Genomic DNA, 17682 nt, shown 5'->3' on the forward strand with positions numbered 1-17682 from the left:
ATCGACGCGCTGGCCGAGGCGCTGCGCAGCGGACATCTGGCGGGCGCCGCCGTGGACGTGTTTCCCGTCGAACCCAAGAGCAAGGGCGACGAGTTCGTGTCGCCGCTGCGCGCGTTCGAAAACGTGCTTCTGACTCCACACGTGGGCGGCAGCACGCAGGAAGCCCAGGCCAACATCGGACACGAGGTCGCGGCCAAGCTGGTGCGTTACAGCGACAACGGCTCGACGCTCTCGGCAGTCAATTTCCCCGAGGTATCCCTGCCCGAGCACGCAGGCAGCCGCCGCTTGCTGCACATCCATCGCAACGTCCCGGGCATGCTTTCCCGGGTCAACGAGGTCTTCTCACGCGACGATATCAATATCGACGGCCAGTACCTGCAGACCGACAACGAGGTCGGCTACGTGGTCATCGACATCAGCGCTACCGAAGCTGCTACCGAAACCATCAAGCAGCAGTTGTCGGACATCGACGGCACCTTGCGCACGCGACTGCTGTACTGAGCCCCGGAGGAACGTACATGGCGACCGGCGTGATCAATCTTGCGGACAAGCTGGCCCGCATCCGCGACCACTGGAAACCGCGCGTGGTCGCCGAGATGAACGACTACCAGTTCAAGCTGGTGAAGCTCGAGGGCGATTTCGTCTGGCACGACCACAAGGACACCGACGAGGTGTTCCTGGTGCTGGAAGGCGAGCTGGACATCGAATTGCGCGACGGCAGCGTGCACCTGTCCGCGGGCGAGATGTACGTGGTTCCGAAAGGCGTCGATCACCGCCCGCACGCCGCCGCGGAATGCCACGTGATGCTGATCGAACCGCGCGGCGTGGTAAACACGGGCGACGCCGGCGGGACGATGCAGGCCGAAAACGACGTCTGGATCTGACCCGGTCCAAGCCGTCCTGAGGGACTTCAGGGTCGACTTCACGACTTCAGGGTCAGGTCTCGCCTTTCACGACTTCAGGGTCAGGTCTCGCCTTTTGCTTCCACCAGCTTCACAATTCGTCTGACACGCGAGTAATGCAACCCGAAGTGCTCGCCGATTTCTCGCAACGTGTATCCACCGCTGGCATATGCAAACGCGATGGCCTCGTTGCGATCCGACGCTTGCGCGGCGTACTCCTCAATCGAATGCAAGCGCCCTGCGCGTTGTCGCTTGGGGACGTCCGTCAGTGGTTGATCGAGACGCTGCATACGTTCGTGCAGGTCATCGACAAACGTGTCGTTGCCCAGCATCACCTGATTGCGCAACTGCTCCCACGGTGAGGGTTGATCGCGCCCAAGGTCGACAAACGACTGGTAGGCCCGGGTCGCCTGGGCTCGTTTGGCTCCGAACGCAGAGAGTATCCAGTCACTCGACAAGCCGGCTGTAGCTGCCGACGCGCCGACCGTGGCCCGATAGCTGCTCCAGGGCCAGTCGCCTGCCCGACGCACCATGCGCGCACGCACCGGATTGAGCACGATGTAACGTGCCAACTCCAGCAGATAGGCCTCTTTCTGGACCAAAATCGCCTTGAACCGCCCCTGGAACAGATGCCCTATCCGGTGGTGACGGCGATTGCTGTGCTGCGTGAACACACCATTGAGTTGACGCATACCTTTGGACAGATTCCCGTCCGGTGTCTCCACCAGCAGATGGTAGTGATTGTCCATCAGGCAATACGCGTGCAAGCACCAGTTGAAGCGTTTCACCACCGCACCCAGCACCTGCAGAAAGTCACGGCGATCCGTGTCGTCCTCGTAGATCGACTCACGGCGATCCCCACGCGCTGTGACGTGATACAGCGCTCCTGCAAATTCCAATCTCAAGGGTCGAGCCATGTCCACAAGCTACTTGGGGTTTAGGCAAATGGCAAGACCTGACCCCTTTCTTCTCTCTGACCCGAAGAATGACGGGGGCGGAAAAATAGTGACCCCATTGATTATCTAATAAAGTCAACCATAAACGAATGTGATTTCGAGCAATCACTGTATATAACAACTCCTCCGAAGGTCTGTGCAATTAAATCAAGCGCCTGATCCATAGTTATATTAGTCAGAGAACCAGGCAGGTGAGGCAGTCCGTTGGCCGGTAAGGCGATACCAAGATTGGTAACTCTTGATGCCACATGGATGCCAAGCTTGTTCATTGCCGCATGCACGTCCTCACTACTCTCAAGAGCAGATATCGCCATTGAGGGGTTGTACTGTTCAATTGAGCTAAAAGTAATTGAGGAAATTCTTGTCTGGAGAACCGCATCCGACACCCTGCCTACCCTGATTCTAATGATCCCAGGCGGAGTCTCCGTAACCGCGATATTTTGTTGACCCCTAAATATATGCAAAACTGCAGCCAAGCCCGTTACATTCCTCGACGGGGATTGCACGTCTATCTTCGGAAATAAATTAGGATAACCTTCGTCTGCATGACAGAATGTTGAATAGTAAATGCGCCCCACTTTATCATTTTTCTTCAATACAGGCAAAAGATATTTGAGTACAGCATATTCGTTACGCCAGCCCTGGGTCTGCAGAACTTCTTGTTTTGAGGACAACGTATCTGTCTTCTGGCATCCGAAAAGGCTTCCTAGCATCAGGATGGGTAGAATTATTGAATGCCACTTGAAATTTTCACGTCTAAGAATCATGGCTTAATCACCGTAACGGTATTTGTGATGAGACCATTGTAGGCTTTATTTTCATGCCTAAACTCAGATGTTAAATGATAGTCTACTCCTTGATATCTTACGACAAATGTCTGAGTTGTAATATAGTCAGCGATTCTAGGAGGTTTCACTGGAGGAACCCATCCAACGACGTCAATCGCTACCCCTTTTGTCATCGGAACAAATGGCAGGTGATTTCCATTTATAGTTATGTCTGGCGTAATGTGTTCTTTCCAACTATAACCAGATCCTGTAATGGCTACTCCGCGAGAGCCTTCCAGTTGGTAGAAGTAGTACGAAAATGTACCCTCATTTAGAGTTTTTACTATTACAAACTTAGCTGGCAAACGCGTCGGCGAAAGCTGCCTCGCCATCTGCGACGCCGTGGATGTTGCCGGCGAGGGTGATGATGGAGCTGAGCTATTGGCTGAATTACCTGACCCTTGTCCATCACCTGAATTTGATGTTTGCTGTTGACCTCCATCTGAAACATCAACACCAAAATCCTGCATGCCATGTCCGCTACCAGGAGCGCCTGTTACATTGCATGGAAATCCCGGTTCACACATGGAATCTGGATTATCAGGAGACTCTCCTGTTGGATCCGTGTTCAGGATTGGATTGTTGTTTGCATAATCATACCGATTGAAATTGAATACACTGCCCGATGTCAGGGCTATAGGATCAGGGCTCAAAACCCGTCCGACCTCCGGATCATAGTACCGCGCCTGCATGTACACCAACCCAGTATCCGTATCCTCCACATGCCCACTATACCCCGGCCCATGCTCCGCCATACCCAGCACCTGCGCCCCATACGGCCGGTACGCCGCCTGCTTGATGACCGCCCCCTGCGCATCGGTCTCGACCACCGGCGTCCCCTGCGCATCGGTCAGGTAGATCGTCACCGTGGTCTTGGCCCGCGCTGGCGCCGACAGCACGGCGCACAGCAGCCCGAGTACCACCCCGAATGATGCCATGCCTTTGCTCATGATCTGATCCCTCAGTCGTTCACGACACTGGCGGCAACCGGCCCTTTCCAGGCCGAGCACCCCACTGCGTTGCACGCGCGTAACCAGACCTGCGCGGATGTTGTCGCGTTGGCGATCTGTATCGAATAGCTCAGCGCGGTGGTGGACACGGTGGTACACGTCGAGCTTCCGTTCAGGCAGTACTTGAGGTCATAGCTCGTCGTTTAGGCCACGCTGGGCCAGTTGACATTCAGATAGGTTCTCTCGGGTGGGCGCAGATCAATATATGACCGATGCTCGACAACCGCGGTGACTGTGGTCGGTGTTTGCGGCGGTACCGTTACCGCCACACTCTGGCTTGCGCTCCAGCCGCTGCAACCGCCGACATTGCAGGCGCGCACTCGATAGCCATAGGTCGCATTGGTCTTGCCGCTGACGGCTTTACTGGTGGCACCGCCGCTGTACACCGTGCTCCAACTGCCGCCGTTGACCTGCTCCTGCAGGGTGTAGCTGGTTGCGCCACCGACGCTGTTCCAGCTCACCGTGTAGCTGCCGGTGGTATTGGTAGCCGGCACATTCAGACTCGGCGAACTGCCTGGCGGGAGGGTCACCGCCACGCCGCTGCTGCCGGCCCGGAACGCGCTGCAACCGCTGGCATTGCAGGCCTTTACCTGATAGGTCCACGTTCCGGTGCTGGTCTCGTGGGCGCTATAGCTGGTGCCGCTGCCGTTGTAGATCGTGACCCAGCCGCTGACACCACTTTCTGCGTGCTGCAGGATGTAGCTGGTCGCGGTGCTGGACGCTGCCCAACTGACGGCCACCGTGCCGCTGCTGGTCGCCGGGAGGCTGATGCTGGCCGGTTCCGGGGGCACATGCAGCACGCTCACGGTCACCGTGGCGCTCCAGCCGGTGCATACACCGGACGTGCAGGACTGTGCCCGGTAGCCATACGTGCCATTGCCCAGGCCACTGCGTGCCACGCTGGTGCCGCCGCCGTCGTAGATCTGGCTCCACGACCCTCCGTTGAGCTGCTGCTGGACCACGTAGCTGGTCGCCTCCGGCACCGCGGTCCAGCTCACCGTATAGCTGCCGCTCGTGCTGCTGGACGGGGCGCTCAAGGTCGGTGGCGTGTTGGGCAGGGGCGGCAGCGTGAAGCTGCCCGAGCCGCTCAGTGCATTGTTCGCATTACCTACAGGTGAATCGCCGTACACGTACAGCTTCTGGCCCCCATGGCTGGAGCGCATGGACGCGGTCATCGCGATCGCGAAGCGGTAATGCGTGCCGGTGGTGCCGCAGGCCGTCGCTACGGCTGACCCGCTGCTCTGGTTGGCCGTGGCCGTGGCAATACGCGTGCCGCCACCGCCCGACGGGCCGCCGGCGAAGACCTCCACTTCGACCGAGTCGAGCAGGCCCAGCCGGTCAGCGTCTCGTTGCCGCTGGCGTCTGCCGTCAGGCCGTCAACGTTGCCGATAATGGCCGAGCTGTTGGTCGTCACCTTGGCAATCAACCGCTTGCCCATGTGGATGTAATCGCTGGTGTCGCCGGTGTTCGGGCTGTAGTTCATCATCAGCTGCCCGGCCGCGCTGTAGACCGCATAGGTCTTCGCGCCGTCGGCCGCGATGGTCTTGACCCGGCGGCCGGACGCGTCGTAGCCATAGCTGTCCTTGCCCACCACCTGGTCGAGCTGGTCGGCCTGGTCGAACAGCAGACTGGTGCTGTCCTTGGCGGTGGTGTTGCCGCGGGCGTCGTAGGTGAAGCTGTGCAGCGTGGAACCGCCGCTGGCAATGCTGGCCAGTCGGTTGGTGGCGTCATAGGTGTATGTGGCCGTCACGCCGCCGTTGGTCATATGCGTAAGGTTGTTGAGTGCGTCATAGCCGTAGCCCATGGAGCCCCACAGGTGGGTATCCGTGGCCGCGGTCAGACGGTTGAGACCATCGTATGTAAACGACGCGTTGCGCGTGCCATCGACCAGATCCGTGATCTGCGTAATGTTGGCGTTGTTGTCGTAGGTCAGGTCCTCGCTGAAGACCTGGCTGCTGCCTTGCGCGTAGCTGATATTGCGCAGAATCTGGCGGGTGTTTTCTTCGGCGACATACTCGGACCCGCCCATGTAAGTCAGGTATTCGAGGTGCCCGTCCGGATAGTATGTGGCCCCGCTGGCGTAGGTGCCGGCCTCGGTGGGGCGGCCCAGCGCATCGGGGGCATACGGGACCACAGTGCCATCCGGATAGGTGGTGCTGGCCAGGGCGCCGTTGGCGTCGTAGGCATAGGTGAACGGCCACTGGTAGCCGTCGATGGACAGCGTCTCGCCGGTCAGCTCGCCGGTGGCGTTGTGCGTGTAGGACCAGTCGGCGCCGTCCGAGGGCACGCTGGAACTGGCCAGGTTGCCGCGCGGGTCGTAGTGGAAGCTGGCGCTGCCGACGCCGTCGGGATAGTTGATGCTGAGCACCCGGTTCAGGGCGTCGTACGTGCGCGTGACCTGGGCCCCTGCGGGAACTTGCGACTGCCCGCAGTCGGTGCCGGTGATGGTCTGCCCCTCGGCGCTCCAGGCGAGGTTGCCGGCCGCATCGTAGGCCATCACCGTGCTGCCGCTTTCCGGCTCGGTGCGGCGGCACAGGCGCTGCTGGGCGTCGTACACCAGGGTCTTGGTCAGAAGCTCGCCGCCGCCGGACTGGGTGATGGACGTCGGGTTGCCGTAGATGTTGCGGGTGATGGTCTGGGTGACGCCTTCGGGCGCCTGCACCTCGATCACGCTGTCGTAGGTGGGCGTGTCGAAGACCTGGTAGCTGGTCGTGGTGACGTTGCCGTTGGGGTCGGTGACCTGCTTGCGCGCACCGCTCAGGTAGGCGGTGGTGGACGTTACGCTGCCGCCTGCAGTTTCGGAATCCTGGTCGACTTCGATCTCCCGGCCCAGCGTGTCGTACGAGGTGTGCGTGCCGAGCGTCAGGGCCGACACGTCCGGGCTGCCGGAAACCGGATACGACGCGAACGTGGTCTGCCCGCGCCAGTTGTAGGCGTTGGCCGCGGTGACATCCGAACCGCTGGTGCCGCTGATGTAGGTATCGGTCAGCAGCGGACGCAACTCGGCATCGAAGTACGTTACGTGTCGCGCGTTGCCCTGGCTGACAGTCCGGTCCCAGTGATCGCCGACGATGCCGCGCTCGGTGCCGGTAATGAAGCTGTAGGTGAAGGTGGTGGGATTGCGTGCCGGCGTGTCGGCCGGGTAGTCGATTCCGGTGACCCTGCCGATCGCGTCGTAGCTGTAGTTTGTCGTGTTGCCGGCCTGGTCGGTGATGGCCGTGATGTCGCCAAACGTATCGACGGCCAGCGACTCGCTGGTGCCGTCGGAATAGCTTATGGCGGTCGGGATGCCGCGGACGTAGCTGGACAGGCTGGTGGTGTGGCCGTTGGCATCCGTGAAACTGGCCAGTTGCCCGGCACTGTTGAAGGTGTAGTCCATCACCTTCTGGCCGAAGTGATAGCGTGTTTGCAGCGTGTCGTTGGACGGATTGTAGTCGTACTTGTTTACAACGGCTTGAACCGAATGGTCCGATGGATTCAGGGTATCCGTTTCCTGCGGCAGACCCTGGCACCACAGCGTCGTGCCGTCGTAGTACGTGGTCTGGGTCTCGTCAGGAACCTGGCCTGCGATCGAGTTGTAGCGCTTGGTTCTGGTGACCCGGGCGCATTGGTCGTAGGCCTCCGACAACCAAGTGTAGGTATCGCCATCCTGGACGATCTGCCTTTCCTGCAGCGGCGAATACTCCGTGAGCTGGGCCTGGTTGAGCCAGGGATACAACAACCCACCCGCCGAAGCAGGCCAAGGCCGTGTGTTCGGGTCCGGGGTCGGATCCGCGTACTGCACATTCTTGACCGATCTCATCAGGGTGGACGAACCCGCCGCCCCCACGTAGTAGTCGGTTTCCAGCAAGTGGCTTTCGGTGACGTCGAACTTGTTGCTGAAGGTGCGCCGCACCGTGCTGCCGTCCGGATGGATCACGTCCGTCCAGACTGTGGTCGGGCACGATCCGGTGCAGGTATCCCAACTCGCATTGGGCGCGGAGTATTGATACTGCCAGGTCCGCGTGGGCACACCGGCGCCCGATACCGCGCGCTGGGTAATCGTGAAGTCGTACCATTCCTTGGGGATATATGCGTACGTCCCCGAATAATCGGCCGTGGCTACCCCTTCGGTATTCGCGCAGCGTTGCGGTACAAACGACCGGCCATGCGGCATGCTCTTGACCGTGAAGGTTCCGGTCAGACCCGATGGATGAACGATACTCGCGGAGATCGCGTCGAGATCTTTCGGGACGCTGACCGAATTGCATGAGCCGCCGGTGGTGGGGTCGACCAGATAAGGTAGCGCTACGAAATTCCCAAGGTTGTACTTCCATTGACTGCCATCGGGCAGCGTCACGGACTGCAGCGTCGTCAAGCTTCCGCCGTAGAGCGGATTGGTGAATGTCGTGTAGGCATACGTCCAGGTTCGTGGCGCACCGGCCGATGGCTGCAATGTCACGCTCTGCACATTCCCCGCGCTGTTGTACTGAACGCTCAATGCACGGCCGTCGCTGGCCGTGATGCCGGTCAGCGCTCCGCCCGAGTTGTAACTGTAGGTCAGAGAATTGCCGAACCGGTCCACGACCTTGGTGACCAGCAGGAAGGCCACTTGCCGGCCGAGACTGCTCGAAATCGGCGTATTCCCGTTCCACGTGGTTTGGGATGCGCCCAGCGCCAAACCATACGTCAATTCATTGAAGTAATATTGAGTACCGTCGGGAGCTTGCGCGATGAATCCATCGCCTGGTTCACCATTGGCGGTCGTGGACTCGGAAATACAGCTCAATCGCCAGTGGTTGTTGGTGACAGCCGGATAGGTTCCGTTGGTTGCGGCATCCTGATTTTTCAGGATGTCCTGGCTGCCTTGCCCCGGAATGATCAAATGATAATCCTGCCACCATTGCCCTGGGGCCCACTCCGTTGCGCCAGAGCTCCCAGTGATATTCGTGTAAAGCATTGGCGGCGACCCGAAATCTTGACAGCGCATGTTGCTGCCGTTGCCCACCACCTATCCCGTCACTTTTTTCCAAGTGCTCGAGACGCTCACCCACGCAGTTGGGGGGTCAAGGTCCGGATACGCGGCAAGTCGATGGTCCAGTAGCCGATCAACTTCTCCGCACTGGTGGCGGAGGCTGATGCGCCTTTGAGCTCGAACGCACGCGTGAACTGCAAGACTGGGCCATTCCCACGGGCACTGACGTCCGTGACGGTAAATGACAAGTGGCCGTTGTACAGGCCGATGTTTTCGCCAAAGGGATGCGTTCCCAGCGGATGGATGGCCTGATCGACCCGAATCAGTTTCCTGTATTCGGCTTCCGGCTGTGCGTTTTGCCCCCATGCAGGCACCACGATCGCAAGTAGAGTCAGCGCAGCCAGGCACACACGTGCCCATCCTTGGTTCGTTTCCATGCCCTTCATCCCCGATGAACCCCCTCAAAGCCCACATTGCACGGGCAACATGTTTACGAACCTATACCCGAATCATGGAAATCTTCAAGTAGGGGATGCCTGATATGTGCGTACGGCATTACTTACATGCATTCTGATCGGCGTGTCCTCAAGATCTTGTCGCAGGCCAAGAAACGCTGGCTGCACAACGGTCACCGGCGTCGGATACATGCGAATTCCTCAACGGTCGTGGAGCGATACCACGTTCAAGGTCACCAAGGCTGTGTTGGCCTGCTGGCCGCGTACCAGGAGCATGACTGTGCTGCCAGGTTTGTAGTCGGACACGGCCTTGTTGAACCCGGCCACGATGGTGGCCATGCGTTGACCGAGCATCAGCGGCGTTCGTCGGGTTAGTGTTACCAACTCGACATACAAACCACATGCGGCGACATGTCCGGATTCGGCCCGCAAGGCGAGCATGCTGTCGGGTTGATGAAGCCAACCCGACCTACGAGACTGCTAACGTCAAGACCGTCGGGTGCGGCACCCCGACCGGATTCGGGCGCAACGACCGGGCAAAAAAAAACGGCGCCGCAAGGACGCCGGTTTTTCGAAATTGGTCTGCCGCAGTGGTCGGGGCGGCGAGATTCGAACTCGCGACCCCTACAACCCCATTGTAGTGCGCTACCAGGCTGCGCTACGCCCCGACTGGGCGGCAAATCAAGAGGAGCGATTCTAGCAGGAGCGGCCCCGGTTCCGGTAGCCGCCGGGTGCAATCAGCGGCGCAGGATGCTGAGCACTTCCTCCAGCTCCATGCGGACCTGGTGCACGATCTGCTGCGACATGCTGGACTCGATCTGGGCCTCGCCGCCTTCCAGGCGCGCGCGGGCTCCGGTGATGGTGAAGCCCTGCTCGTACAGCAGCGAGCGGATCTGGCGGATCATCAGCACGTCGTGGCGCTGGTAATAGCGGCGGTTGCCGCGCCGCTTGACCGGCTTGAGCGCGGGAAACTCCTGCTCCCAGTAGCGCAGCACGTGCGGTTTGACGGCGCACAGCTCGCTGACCTCACCAATGGTGAAGTAGCGCTTGGCCGGGATGACGGGAAGTTCTGCGTTACTGCCTGGGTCCAGCATAGCCTTCGACTCGCACCTTGAGTTTCTGGCCCGGACGGAACGTCACCACACGACGGGCGGAAATGGGAATTTCCTGACCCGTCTTGGGATTGCGTCCGGGACGCTGATTCTTCTGGCGCAGGTCGAAATTGCCGAAACCCGACAGCTTCACCTGCTCCCCCTTTTCGAGCGCTTCGCGAATGGACTCGAAGAACGCGTCGACGAATTCCTTCGCCTCACGCTTGTTCAAGCCTACATCGAGAAACAGCCGCTCGGCTATGTCTGCCTTGGTCAGAGCCATTTCAGCCTCGCAGTTGCGCCATGCAATCGCGTTCCAGTGCAGCCAAAGCATCCGCCACACACTGGTCCGCGTCCCTATCCGTAAGAGTGCGCGAAGCGTCCTGCAAAATCAAGCCCATAGCGAGACTTTTGCGTGCATTACCCAAACCTTCGCCGCTGTAACGGTCAAACAGCACAAGTTGCGCCAGTTGCGCGCCCAGCGCGTTCTGCACGCAAGCCTTGACCTGCCCCCACGAAACCGTCTCGGGCAGCTCCACGGCAAGATCCCGGCGTACGCCAGGATAGCGTGAGATCACACGCGCCTCGGGCATGGCGCGCGGCAGCAATTGCGCAAGATCCAGCGCGGCGACCCAGATGTCGTGATCCAGGTCCAGCACGGCAGCAATGGCCGGATGCAGTACCCCCATGTATCCGGCCGGCGCATCGTCGCGCATGACCCGGGCACTGCGTCCCGGGTGCAGCCAGCCGGGCAGTTCCCGGGTGTCGAACTGCCACGCCTGCGGTTGGGCACACATGGCCAGCACCGATTCCACATCCCCCTTGAGGTCGTGGAAGTCCATTGCCCTGGAAGGTTCGCCCCATTGCTCGGCGTGCGCCGCGCCGCTGGCCACCAGGGCCAACTGCATGGTCTGCACGGGCGCCTCGGCATCGGCGCGGAATACATTCCCGACTTCGAACAGCCGTACACGCGCCTGCTGCCGCGCACGATTGTGCCGCAACGCCTCGACCAGTCCCGGAAGCAGTGAAGGACGCATCACGGCGAGATCCGCCGATAACGGATTGGACAACGGCACCGTTCCGGCATCGAGACTCCAGTCTGCCAGCAGGTCGGCGCGCACAAAGGCCATGCAAAGCGCCTCCTGGTAATCACGTGCCACCAGTTGCTTCGCCAGATCGAGCGGCTTCAGGCGCGCTTCCGGGTCAGGCTCCAGCGCCAGCTCGCCGCTGGGCGCATGGGTCGGGATGTGCTCGTAACCGTGGATGCGGGCGACTTCCTCGATCAGGTCTTCCTCGCGTTCGATGTCGAAACGGAAGCTTGGCGGTGTGGCCCGCCAGCCGGTCTGCGTGTGTTCGACCTCAAGGCCCAGCGCGGTCAGTGCACGCGACACCACGGCATCTTCGATGGCAAGACCCAGCACGCGCTCCAGCCGCTGGCGGCGCAAGATGACCGGACCGGTGACCTTCAGGTCCGCTTTGCGTTCCGCGCCCAGCAGTGGCCCGGCACTGCCACCGGCAATATCCAGCAACAATGCACTGGCGCGTTCCAGCGCACGCGCCGGAAGTTCCGGATCCACGCCGCGTTCGAAGCGATGCGATGCGTCGGTGTGAAGGCCTAGCTTGCGCGCTCGACCGCTGATCGCGGTGGGTGCGAAATGTGCGCTTTCCAGGAACACGTTGCGCGTGCTCCCGGTGACGCTCGAATCCTTCCCGCCCATGATCCCGGCCACGGCCAGGGCACGCGCGTCGTCGGCAATCAGCAGGAACTCCGGATCAAGCTTCACTTCGCTGCCGTCCAGCAGCACAAGGGTCTCGTCCGCGGTGGCGTGACGCACGTGCAAGGCACCCTGCAGCGTATCGTTGTCGAATGCATGCAGCGGCTGGCCGGTTTCGAGCATGATGTAGTTGGTCACATCCACCACCACACTGATCGGTCGCAGACCCGCACGTCGCAGGCGCGCTGCCATCCACGCAGGGGTCGAAGCAGCCGGGTCGATGCCCTCGACAATGCGCCCCAGATAACGTGGACAGTCGGCACCGGCCTCGAGTATCACTTCACGCCGTCCATCACCGCTCACGCTGACGGACTCAGGTTCGGGCAGGCTCGCCGAGGTACCGAACTGTGCCGCGACATCCCGGGCAAGACCCCACATGCCCAGGCAATCGGGACGGTTCGGCGTCAGGCCAATCTCGATGGATGCGTCGGGCAATCCCAGTGCCTCGGCCAGGGGGGTGCCCGGTTCGATGTCGGCGTCGAGCTCCATCAGGCCGGAGGCGTCGGCATCCACTCCCAGCTCTCTGGCCGAACAAAGCATGCCCGACGATTCCACCCCGCGCAGCCTGGCCTTCTTGATCTTCATGCCGCCCGGCAGCGTGGCGCCGATGCGGGCCAGCGGAGCCTTCAGGCCCATTCGCGCATTGGGCGCGCCACAGACAATCTGTACCGGCGACCCATCGCCTGCATCGACCATGCACAGCTTCAGCCGATCGGCATCCGGATGCGGTTCGGCGGAAACGATCTCGCCGACGACGACGCCTTCAAGGTTTTCTCCGATCACGCTGACATCGTCGACCTCGAGGCCGGCCATGGTCAGGCGATGCACCAGAGTCGCGCGATCGGCGGGAATCTCGACAAGTTGACGTAGCCAGTTTTCGCTGAATTTCATGGATGTGAAGCCGGGTGTCGTGGAAAGGCCCGCCCTCAGGCGAACTGCCGGAGGAACCGCAAATCGTTTTCGAAAAATGCACGCAGGTCACGCACGCCGTAGCGCAGCATGGCGAACCGCTCCACGCCAATGCCGAAGGCGAATCCGGTGTAGCGCTCCGGGTCGATGCCGCAATGGGCAAGCACGTTCGGGTGCACCATGCCGCAGCCCAGCACCTCCATCCAGCGCTCGCCGCCCTCCTGGGCGCTCCCATCGGGCAGGCTCCAGCGGATATCCAGCTCGGCCGAAGGCTCGGTGAAGGGGAAGAAACTGGGCCGGAAGCGCATTTCGAAATCGCGCTCGAAAAAAGCACGCACGAAACTCACAAGCGTGCCCTTGAGGTCGGCGAAACTGGAGGTCTCGTCGACCAGCAGGCCCTCGATCTGGTGGAACATCGGCGAATGGGTCTGATCCGAATCGCTGCGATAGACCTTGCCCGGCGCGATGATGCGCACCGGAGGTTGTCGGCCCTTCAGGGCGCGCACCTGTACTGGCGAAGTGTGCGTGCGCAACAACCGGCCATCGGGAAAGTAGAAGGTGTCATGCATCGCCCGCGCCGGATGATGCGGCGGAAAATTAAGGGCTTCGAAATTGTGCCAGTCGTCCTCGATCTCCGGGCCCTCGGCACGCTGGTAGCCGAGCCGCTCGAAGATGTCGGCGATTCGCTCCAACGCCCGCGTGACCGGATGCAGGCCACCGCGCACGCCATCGCGGCCGGGTAGCGTGACGTCGATCTGTTCGGAAGCAAGCCGCTGTTCCAGCGCGGCCTGCTGAAGCACCTCGCGCCGCGCATCCAGGGCGTCGGTGACGGCGACCTTGGCGCGGTTGATGGCGGCCCCGGCAGTCTTGCGATCCTCGGGCGCCAGCGCACCCAGCTGTTTCAGCTGGGCGGTAATGCTTCCCGACTTGCCCAGCAGGGCAACCCGCAAGCCCTGCAAGGTGTCGAGTTGGTCCGTGGCCTCGATGTCTGCCAGCGCTTCACGGACCAGGGATTCGATATCGCTCATCGAGAGTGGGCCTGCTCTGATCTGTTCCCATGGATCGGCCCGACGCATCGACGGGCCCCTGAAATGCATGTGGGGAAGGACTCGCGCCCTTCCCCACATGAAGATACCTCGGATTCACCGCAGATGCGGCAAATCGCGGACCTCAGGCTTCGCGGCCGCCCTTCAGTTCGTCCTGCAGCTGCTTGAGCTCATCGAACTTGCCGGCAGCAGCCAACTTGGACTGCTTCGGCCAGGTCGACGGATCATGCGAGGCGTAGTGGCTGCCGGCTTCGTGCAGGATCTCGCTCAGCTTCTCGACCTTGGTCTCGGCCAGGTCTGCGAAGCTGGACAGGCCCTGGCCGTGCAGCAGCTCGCCGATCTTCGGGCCGATACCTTCGATGCGGGTGAAGTCATCGGACTTCTCCGCAACTGCCTTGATCGCTTCGGCGGCCTTGGGCGCGGGCTTCTTCACCGGTGCCTTGGCGGCCGTCTTGGGCACGGCTGGCTTGGTGACGGTACCGTCCAGCGCAGCCTTGGCCTGCGCGGCAATGGCACCGAACGCCTTGATGTCGTGCACCGCGATATCGGCCAGGACCTTGCGGTCGACCTCGATACCGGCCTTGGACAGGCCGTTGATCATCCGGCTGTAGGACAGGTCGAACTGACGCGCGGCGGCGTTGATGCGCACGATCCACAACGAACGGAACTGACGCTTTTTCTGTTTCCGGCCGATATAGGCGTACTGGCCGGCCTTGATGACCGACTGTTTGGCGACGCGATAAACCTTGCGGCGGGCGTTGTAATAGCCCTTCGCGCGGCCAATGACTTTCTTGTGACGACGACGGGCGACAACGCCCCGCTTGACTCTTGCCATGGTGGTCTGCTCCTGAGCTTATGCGTACGGCAACATGCGTGCGACGGACTTGCTGTCGCAATCGCGCACGTGGTTGGTGGCACGCAGACCGCGCTTACGCTTGGTCGACTTCTTGGTCAGGATATGCGACCTGAAGGCATGACCGGCCTTGAACTTTCCGGTAGCCGTCTTGCGGAACCGCTTGGCGGCGGCCCGATTGGTCTTGATCTTGGGCATGAGATGAATCCCTTGGGTATGTTCTTCGACTGATCCCGGCGGCCGCCCTTGAGCGACGCTTTCCATCCATGCCCGGATCGGCTTGTCATGGCCCGTCCAGATCGGGCCGAACTGCGGATTTTACTATGATTTGCTGCTGCAGGGGAAGCCTTGCAGGCAGAACCGGCCCCGAGGTTTCCCGCGAGGCCCGGAGAAAGTGCAGCGCCATGACCTCAGGCGGTTTTCGGCGGCCCCAGCATCATCACCATCAGACGGCCTTCCTGGCGCGGAAACTGTTCCACCACGCCACTTTCGCCCACATCCTGCTGGACCCGGCCCGCCAGGTCGCGACCCAGCTCCTGGTGAGCCATCTCGCGACCACGGAATCGGATGGTCACCTTGACCTTGTCGCCCTCCTCGAGAAAACGGAGGATGTTTCGAAGCTTGATCTGGTAGTCACCCACGTCGGTGTTCGGACGGAACTTGACTTCCTTGATCTCGATCTTCTTGGTCTTCTTGCGGGCCGCGTTCGCCTTTTTCTGCTGCTCGAACTTGTGCTTGCCAAAGTCCATGATGCGGCAGACCGGCGGCTCGGCGTTCGGCTGGATCTCGACCAGGTCGAGACCGGCCTCTTCGGCCAGGCTCAACGCCTCGTCGCGTGACACGATGCCGACCTGCTCGCCTTCGGCGTCGATGACGCGCACTTCGGGCACCCGGATTTCGTGATTGCGGCGATTACGCTTGTTGTCGGGGATGGCGATACCTCTTCCTCCAAATGGTTTGATGAAACGACCGCATCCGGCTCAAGGCCGACCTTCGGTCTCCAGCCGCGCGATGAATGCATCGAGCGGCATGCTGCCCAGGTCTTCACCCGTGCGGCTACGCACGGACAAGGCGCCGGACTCCTTTTCGCGGTCGCCCACGACCAGGAGGTACGGCACCTTGGACAGCGTGTGCTCCCGGATTTTATAACCGACCTTTTCGTTGCGCAAATCCGCCTCCACGCGGAATCCTTTGTCGACAAGGACTTGCGCCACCTCTCCAGCATACCCCGATTGCGCGTCGGTGATGTTCAGGACGACCGCCTGCACCGGCGCCAGCCAGGCCGGGAAGTTTCCGGCGTGGTGCTCGATCAGGATGCCGATGAACCGCTCCATGGAGCCGACGATGGCGCGATGCAACATCACCGGATGCTGACGCTGGCTGTGCTCGTCGACGTACTCGGCGCCCAGGCGTTCGGGCATGGAGAAGTCCACCTGCATGGTGCCGACCTGCCAGCCGCGGCCGATCGAGTCGCGCATGTGGTACTCGATCTTGGGCCCGTAGAAGGCGCCCTCGCCCGGTAGCTCGTCCCATTCCACGCCAGCGGCGCGCAACGCCGAGCGCAGGGCATCCTCGGCCTTGTCCCATACCGCGTCGGAGCCAATACGGTCCTCCGGGCGCAGGGCGATCTTGAGGTCGATCCCGGTGAATCCGAAGTCGTGATAGACCTGCATGGCCTGGCGATGGAAGGCGGTGACCTCGGACTCGATCTGCTCCGGCGTGCAGAACACGTGGCCGTCATCCTGGGTGAAAGCGCGCACGCGCATCAGCCCGTGCAGGGCTCCGGAAGGCTCATTGCGGTGGCATCCGCCGAATTCGCCATAGCGGATCGGCAGGTCGCGATAGCTGTGCAGGCCGGTCTTGTAGATCTCCACGTGGCCGGGACAATTCATCGGCTTGACCGCGTAGGTGTGCTTCTCCGACTCGGTGAAGAACATGTTGTCCTTGTAGTTGTCCCAGTGGCCGGATTTCTTCCACAGCGCCACGTCCAGGATCTGCGGCGCGCGCACCTCCTGGTAGCCCGACTGGCGGTACACCTTGCGCATGTACTGCTCGACCTGCTGCCACAGCGCCCAGCCCTTCGGATGCCAGAACACCATGCCCGGGCCTTCCTCCTGCTGGTGGAACAGGTCCAGGGCCTTGCCGATCTTGCGATGATCGCGCTTTTCGGCTTCCTCCAGCTGGGTCAGGTAAGCCTTGAGCTGCTTGTCGTTGATCCACGCCGTGCCGTAAATGCGCGTGAGCATGACGTTGTCCGAATCGCCGCGCCAGTAGGCGCCGGCCACTTTCATCAGCTTGAACGCGCGCAGCCTGCCGGTGTCGGGCACATGCGGGCCGCGGCACAAGTCGGTGAACTCGCCCTGTGAATACAGCGAAAGCTCCTGGTCGGCGGGAATCGACTCGATAATCTCGGCCTTGTATTGCTCGCCCATGCCGCGGAAGAATTTCACCGCCTCATCGCGCGACTTGACACTGCGCTCGACCGGCAGCTTCTCGTCGACGATCTTGCGCATCTGCACTTCGATCTTCTCCAGATCCTCCGGTGTGAAGGGTCGCTCGTAGGCAAAGTCGTAGTAGAAGCCGTTGTCGATCACCGGGCCGATGGTCACCTGGGCGCCCGGATACAGCCGCTGCACGGCCTGAGCCAGCAGGTGCGCAGTGGAATGGCGCAGAATCTCAAGGGCTTCCGGGCTCCTGTCGGTCACGATCTCCAGACGCGCATCGTGGTCGATCACGGTGCTGGCATCGACCAGGCGATCGTCGACCTTGCCGGCCAGGGTGGCCTTGGCCAGTCCGGCACCAATGGCGGCGGCCACATCCTGCACCGAAACCGGATGCTCGAACGGCTTCTTGCTGCCATCGGGGAGAGTGATTTCAATCATCTTCGACTACCAGGTACGCCCT

At 61.3% G+C, this 17682-nt stretch carries 17 protein-coding genes, 1 tRNA gene and 1 pseudogene; 2 read left to right on the forward strand and 17 right to left on the reverse strand.

All coding sequences use genetic code 11. From position 1 onward, the window contains the following. The coding region (locus PF446_RS06425; protein WP_298070413.1) for an NAD(P)-dependent oxidoreductase at positions 1–501 on the forward strand (501 nt) is incomplete at its 5' end. 17 nt (positions 502–518) lie between these two features. Further along, positions 519–884, forward strand: coding sequence for a cupin domain-containing protein (locus PF446_RS06430; protein ID WP_298070414.1), 366 nt, complete (start codon positions 519–521; stop codon positions 882–884). An 80-nt stretch (positions 885–964) separates the two neighbouring features. Here the strand turns inward: PF446_RS06430 and PF446_RS06435 are convergent, their stop codons facing one another. The 17 genes and pseudogenes from PF446_RS06435 to thrS form a co-directional block, all read right to left on the reverse strand. Beyond that, a complete protein-coding gene (locus PF446_RS06435; RefSeq protein WP_298070415.1) occupies positions 965–1819 on the reverse strand; it encodes a transposase in 855 nt (284 codons plus the stop codon). A gap of 101 nt (positions 1820–1920) precedes the next feature. Next, positions 1921–2625 carry a hypothetical protein gene (locus tag PF446_RS06440; RefSeq protein WP_298070416.1) on the reverse strand — a complete coding sequence of 235 codons (705 nt, stop codon included), beginning with the start codon at positions 2623–2625 and terminating at the stop codon, positions 1921–1923. Further along, on the reverse strand, positions 2622–3635 hold the full coding sequence (locus PF446_RS06445; RefSeq protein ID WP_298070417.1) for an RHS repeat-associated core domain-containing protein: 1014 nt from the start codon (positions 3633–3635) through the stop codon (positions 2622–2624). The genes PF446_RS06440 and PF446_RS06445 overlap by 4 nt, the downstream gene beginning before the upstream one ends. 203 nt (positions 3636–3838) lie before the next feature. Beyond that, entirely contained in the window at positions 3839–5005 is a 1167-nt protein-coding gene (locus PF446_RS06450) for a hypothetical protein (RefSeq protein ID WP_298070418.1), read from the reverse strand. Beyond that, a complete protein-coding gene (locus PF446_RS06455; protein ID WP_298070419.1) occupies positions 4918–8559 on the reverse strand; it encodes a hypothetical protein in 3642 nt (1213 codons plus the stop codon). Before PF446_RS06455 ends, PF446_RS06450 begins: the two co-directional genes overlap by 88 nt. Positions 8560–8720: 161 nt before the next feature. Further along, positions 8721–9086 carry a hypothetical protein gene (locus PF446_RS06460; RefSeq protein ID WP_298070420.1) on the reverse strand — a complete coding sequence of 122 codons (366 nt, stop codon included), beginning with the start codon at positions 9084–9086 and terminating at the stop codon, positions 8721–8723. 219 nt (positions 9087–9305) lie between these two features. After that, the gene (locus PF446_RS06465) at positions 9306–9458 is read right to left on the reverse strand and encodes a hypothetical protein (RefSeq protein WP_298070421.1); all 153 of its coding nucleotides are present in this window, start codon (positions 9456–9458) and stop codon (positions 9306–9308) included. Between the two features lie 237 nt (positions 9459–9695). Further along, a tRNA-Pro gene (locus PF446_RS06470) sits at positions 9696–9772 on the reverse strand. A 69-nt stretch (positions 9773–9841) separates the two neighbouring features. After that, positions 9842–10198, reverse strand: a complete 357-nt coding sequence (locus PF446_RS06475; protein ID WP_298070422.1) for a MerR family transcriptional regulator — start codon at positions 10196–10198, stop codon at positions 9842–9844. After that, complete coding sequence (locus PF446_RS06480; protein WP_298070423.1) at positions 10179–10478, reverse strand: integration host factor subunit alpha; 300 nt, start codon at positions 10476–10478, stop codon at positions 10179–10181. The genes PF446_RS06475 and PF446_RS06480 overlap by 20 nt, the downstream gene beginning before the upstream one ends. A gap of 1 nt (position 10479) precedes the next feature. Next, positions 10480–12861: a phenylalanine--tRNA ligase subunit beta gene (pheT, locus tag PF446_RS06485; protein WP_298070424.1), complete on the reverse strand. Its 2382-nt coding sequence runs from the start codon at positions 12859–12861 to the stop codon at positions 10480–10482. A gap of 35 nt (positions 12862–12896) precedes the next feature. Then, entirely contained in the window at positions 12897–13907 is a 1011-nt protein-coding gene (gene pheS, locus PF446_RS06490) for a phenylalanine--tRNA ligase subunit alpha (protein WP_298070425.1), read from the reverse strand. A 142-nt stretch (positions 13908–14049) separates the two neighbouring features. Continuing rightward, entirely contained in the window at positions 14050–14385 is a 336-nt protein-coding gene (locus PF446_RS06495; RefSeq protein ID WP_298070442.1) for a helix-hairpin-helix domain-containing protein, read from the reverse strand. A 24-nt stretch (positions 14386–14409) separates the two neighbouring features. Next, a pseudogene (gene rplT, locus PF446_RS06500) lies at positions 14410–14760 on the reverse strand (50S ribosomal protein L20); the annotation flags it as partial. Between the two features lie 18 nt (positions 14761–14778). Continuing rightward, positions 14779–14976 (reverse strand): 50S ribosomal protein L35, encoded by a 198-nt coding sequence (rpmI, locus tag PF446_RS06505; RefSeq protein WP_298070426.1) that lies wholly within the window; start codon positions 14974–14976, stop codon positions 14779–14781. Between the two features lie 212 nt (positions 14977–15188). After that, positions 15189–15716 carry a translation initiation factor IF-3 gene (gene infC, locus PF446_RS06510; RefSeq protein ID WP_298070443.1) on the reverse strand — a complete coding sequence of 176 codons (528 nt, stop codon included), beginning with the start codon at positions 15714–15716 and terminating at the stop codon, positions 15189–15191. 42 nt (positions 15717–15758) lie between these two features. Beyond that, positions 15759–17660 (reverse strand): threonine--tRNA ligase, encoded by a 1902-nt coding sequence (thrS, locus tag PF446_RS06515; protein WP_298070427.1) that lies wholly within the window; start codon positions 17658–17660, stop codon positions 15759–15761. Between the last annotated feature and the right edge of the window lie 22 nt (positions 17661–17682).

The organism is Oleiagrimonas sp. (assembly GCF_027858935.1).
In the GTDB taxonomy this organism is placed as follows: Bacteria; Pseudomonadota; Gammaproteobacteria; order Xanthomonadales; family Rhodanobacteraceae; genus Oleiagrimonas.